2 protein-coding genes are annotated in these 5,120 nt (G+C 60.5%); both read left to right on the top strand.

The features are described from left to right. Positions 1 to 1,407, top strand: a 1,407-nt coding sequence (locus tag ACOVQ0_RS12455; RefSeq protein WP_421884909.1) for a helicase-related protein, incomplete at its 5' end; no start/stop codon positions are given. Between the two features lie 3 nt (positions 1,408 to 1,410). Then, the coding region (locus ACOVQ0_RS12450; RefSeq protein ID WP_421884907.1) for an Eco57I restriction-modification methylase domain-containing protein at positions 1,411 to 5,120 on the top strand (3,710 nt) is incomplete at its 3' end.

The following is a 5,120-nucleotide window of genomic DNA, read 5'->3' as shown; positions in this document are numbered from 1 at the left end:
CCGCTCATCAAGAAAGGGGCAAACCCGGTCGTATTCTGTCGCTATCTTGCCACTGCTGAACATGTGCGCGCCGGATTGCGCAAGGCCTTTCCCAAGCTGAAGGTCGAAGCGGTCACGGGCGTTCTCACCCCGGACGAACGTCGCGACCGGGTGGCAGATATGGGGCCAGCCGAAGACGAGAAGGATGTTCAGCGCATTCTGGTCGCCACGGACTGCCTGTCAGAGGGCATCAACCTCCAGCAGCTCTTTGATACGGTCATCCACTACGACCTCTCTTGGAACCCGACACGGCATCAGCAACGCGAAGGCCGCGTGGATCGCTTCGGTCAGCCTGCGGAACTGGTGCGTTCCATCATGATGTTTTCGCCTGACAGCGCGATCGACGGGGCGGTTCTCGAGGTCATTTTGCGCAAGGCGGAAGAAATCCGGAAGGCAACCGGGGTGACCGTGCCGTTGCCCGAGGAGCGGGGCCCTGTGACCGATGCTCTCATGGCGTCGATGATGCTACGACGCGGCGAAACCCGCCAGTTGGCCCTTGATCTGCGTCTCGACGATGGAACGAAGGCCATGGAGGCACGCTGGCGCGACGCATCCGAGAATGAGAAGAAATCCCGCGCCCGGTTCGCCCAGAATGCCATGAAACCGCAGGAAGTGGCCCCGGAATGGGAGAAGGCGCAAACGCTTCTAGGTTCCCCTGCGGATGTGAGGACCTTCGTCGACCGGACGATGTCCCGCTTCGGTGCGCCGTTAGAACCCCGTAAGTCTGTCCTCTTGGCGCATGTGCATGCCCTTGACGGCGCATTGAGGGAGAGGCTGTCCCAGCGGGATCTTACAGGCTCTGTACGTCTCGCAGTTGCCGAGCCTGCGCCTACAGGAACCGCACTTTTGACGCGGACGCATCCGCTGACCTCGACGCTGGCGGAAGCGTTGGTCGAAGCCTCGCTCGATCCGGAAACCCTCTCCGGCCTGGGGATTGGCAGAGTTGGCGCGTGGCCGACCACGGCGGTTGACCAGGTGACCCGGATTGCGCTGCTTCGGATCCGCTACAAGCTGACGGTTCATTCCCGGAAAGAGCGATTGCTGCTGGCCGAAGAGGCGACGCTCGTCGCGATTGAGGGTAACCAGATCGTGGCAACCGGCGAAGCTGCCCGGGACTTGCTGAACACGCCTGCAACTGCCGACCTGGCAACGCCGGCCCGCGACCGCTTCATCAACAAGGCCAGAGAGGACCTTCCATCCTTGCTTGATGGCCCCTTGGCATTCTTTGTGAAATCAAGGGTCGAAGAACTGAGCCAAGACCATGCCCGTCTCCGCGCCGCTGCCGGATCCGCATCGCGCGTCACCGTCGAAGCCGTCACACCGCCAGATGTGATTGGCCTTTTCGTCCTGATGCCGAGCGAGGTGTAAGCAATGGCGCGCAAGACCATCACTGACATGTCGGCCTGGCCATCGCTTACGCTGGAAGGCAATCTGATTGCACCGGCCGTGGTCGCGCAGATTGCCGAGCCGAAGGACGATGCGGACACCCGGGCGGGTTATGGCATCCGCAAGGGTCTGACGATCCGTGAAGAGATCTCGACCGCGTTTCGCGTGGGCCAGTCTCATTTCGATGCCTTCGCGAGACTGGAGAACCCCTCGGTCGAAGCGACGCGCCGCTTTGTTCGCGAGTTCCTGAAAGAAACCTTCGGTTTCGATGATCTCGCGCCGCAGCAAGGCGCCGTATCGTTCCTGGCCGGTGGACGGGTGCCGATCGTCGTCGTGCCGCCCGCTGATGACAAGCTTGATCGCCGCAGCCCGACGCTGTCGACCGATCGCTCGCGCTCGCCTGCTTTCGCGCTCCAGGACTATCTGAACGACGACGACGACGCGCTTTGGGGTCTGGTTACCAACGGCGTCCTGATCCGCCTGATGCGGGATAACGCATCCCTGACCCGGCCGGCCTACATCGAAGCGGACCTCGCACAGATCTTCGCGAATGAGGATGCTGCCTCCTTCTCGATCCTGTGGTTGATGATCCACCGCAGCCGATTTGGATCGGAAGGCGCATCTGCAGCCGACTGCGATCTCGAACGCTGGCGCGACGCTGGATCGCGTGAAGGCGAAGCCGCGAGAGACCGTCTCGCCGATCAAGTGGAACTCGCGCTGAAATGCTTGGGCTCTGGCTTTCTTGAAGCCAATCCGGAACTCGCAGCGAGGCTGAAATCAGGGCAGATCAATCTTACCGAGTGGTTCAACGAACTGCTTCGCCTCGTCTATCGGCTGATCTTCCTCATGGTCGCCGAAGACCGGAACTTGCTACACTCTGAAAAAGCCGGGGCAGACGCGCGCAAGCTCTACGCCGAAGGGTACAGTCTGGCGGCGCTGCGCATCCAATGCGTCCGTGCGGCGACGTGGGACAAGCACTTCGACCGTTTTGAGGGCGTCAAAGTCATCTTCCGCGCCCTGGCGCATGGCGAAGATCGGCTGGCCCTACCGGCTCTAGGCGGCCTTTTCGCTGAGGACAGGCTCCCCCACCTGGCAACCGCCCGTTTGCGCAACAAGGCGTTCATGGAGACGCTATTCCGCCTGTCCTGGCTATCGGACAAAACCGGCATGGTGCCGGTGAATTGGCGGGCAATGGAGACCGAAGAGCTGGGTTCCGTTTACGAATCCCTCCTCGAACTCCAGCCGCAGCTGGGCGAAGATGGCAAGACGCTGGTCTTTGCCTCGGAAGCCGCCGAGCAGAAAGGCAACCAGCGCAAGACCAGCGGGTCCTACTATACCCCCGACAGCCTCGTTCAGGCGCTGCTTGATACCGCGCTTGATCCCGTTTTGGACAAGACCGAGGCTGAGGCAGAGGATCCCGCCAAGGCCCTTCTGAAGCTTTCGGTGATCGATCCGGCGTGCGGTTCAGGCCATTTCCTGTTGGCAGCCGCACGTCGTATTGCCACGCGTGTGGCCCGCATCCGGGCCGATGGTACGCCGTCGCTGGCCGATTTCCGCCATGCCCTCCGGGATGTTGCCCGATCTTGTCTGTATGGGGTCGATCGCAACCCCATGGCCGTAGAACTGACCAAGGTCGCACTTTGGATCGAAACGATTGATCCCGGCCTCCCGCTCGGGTTCTTTGATGCGCAGATCCGTTGCGGTGATGCGCTGCTAGGTGTGTTCGACCTCAAGGTGTTGGAAGATGGCATCCCCGACACTGCCTACAAGGCCTTGGCCGCAGACGACAAGGACGTGGCGCGATACTACGTTGGAAAGAACAGGAGGGAGATCGGGGAAAAGGAGCGCGTTGCAGGAGGCTTCGGTTTCCAACGCGCGCAGGACCTGACCCGTGCCTTCGAGGCCCTTCGCAGCATGCCGGAAGACACGGTCAAACAAATCGAGGCCAAGGCTGCACGCTTGAGTGAACTGACGGCGCAAGGTGCAGTGGCCTGGCAGCTGGAGGCGGCTTGCGACCTTTATGTCTCGGCATTTTTGATGCCCAAGTCGAAAGGCGGAGATCATTCCGGACCGGATGGAATGCCGCGCCGGGGCACCGAGACAATTCCGACTTCTGGTACCCTATGGGAGTGGCTGCGAGGAGTTGATCCATTCGCCCCGCTGTTCAGTCAGGCCATTGATGCCGCGCGGCGCGCCCGAGCGTTCCATTGGCCGCTGGAATTCCCTGACGTGATGCAACGCGGCGGCTTCGACGTGGTGTTGGGCAACCCGCCGTGGGATACGATGAGCCCCGATTACAAGGAGTTTTTCTCGGTCTACGATCCGGGAATACGCCACATGTCGCCCGATGAGCAGAAAGAGGCTTACGCTCGGCTGCTGGGCAATCCCGTCATTGCGCGGCGCTGGGACCAGCATTGTGCCGATCTCTATTCGGCAGTCCACTTCATCAAGTCGAGCGGTCGCTACCGCCTGTTTTCGGAAGGCAACCTGGGCAAGGGAGACTTCAATGTCTACCGGATGTTCGTGGAAACCGCGTTGGCGGCCACGAAGGAAGGCCGCGTGGCTGCTCAGTTCGTGCCGGAAGGCCTTTACAACGGGGCCAATGCCACCGCGATCCGCAAGGAACTGTTTTCCGCATTCCGATTGGAGCGTTTGGCGGGATTCGAAAACACGCATGGGATCTGGTTCTCCAAAATCGACACGCGCATGAAATTCTGCCTCTATGTCGCCTGGAAGGGCGGCAAGACGGAGGCGTTTCACGCAGCCTTCCGGGTGAACACCCTGGACAAGTTGCAAGAGCTCAAATCCGGCGGCGGATTGACCATTCCGGTTTCGGTTGTCGCGGAATTCTCGCCCGAAGCCCTGGCTGTGATGGAATTCGCCGCGCAATCCGAGATCGATATCTGCGCCCGGATGTATGCGCTGTATCCCAAGTTCGGCGCTGAAGTCGAAGGGGCACCCTATCGGCATTACATGCGTGAAGTGGACATGGGCACAGATCGCGGCCTGTTCTCGGACGGTAGCGATGGGCTGCCGGTGTTCGAGGGGCGCATGATCGACGCCTATGATTACAGGGCAAAAGGATATCTCTCAGGGCGCGGTCGATCCTCAGTGTGGGACGATTTCCCGTTCGGCGAAGCCAACAAGCAAATCCAACCCCAATGGCGTATCCTGCCCGAACGAATTCCCGACAAGCTGGGAGACAGGATCTATCGTTACCGGATCGGGTTCGGCGACGTGGCCAGTCCCACCAATCAGCGGGGGCTGATCGCCGCGATGATCCCACCAGAAACAATCTGTGGCGATAAAGTGCCGACGATCATTCTCGGCCCAGACGATGAAGACCACTTTCTTTGGCTGGGCGTGGCGAACTCGATCGTCATGGACTTCTTGGTTCGCAAGAAGGTTTCTCTGAAGATGTCCTATACAATTATGGACAGCCTCCCATTCCCAAGGCTGTGCAAGGAGACGCCATCCTCACGAGAAATCGTCCAGCGTGTCTGCTCCTTGTGCGCCACCGGACCAGAGATGGAATCCCTGCGAAATCGGGCGATTGCGGCAGGCATTTTGGCTGATCCATTCGCCATCGCTGAGGACCCGGAACAGCGCGCCGTGACGGCAGCCGAGATTGACGTTCTGGTAGCCCGCGATGTCTTCCAGCTTTCGAAGGACGAGATGCTCTACATTCTCGACCC

The organism is Novosphingobium sp. (assembly GCF_049240505.1).
Classification (GTDB): Bacteria; Pseudomonadota; Alphaproteobacteria; order Sphingomonadales; family Sphingomonadaceae; genus Novosphingobium.
This window is presented reverse-complemented; position numbering and strand designations above follow the sequence as displayed.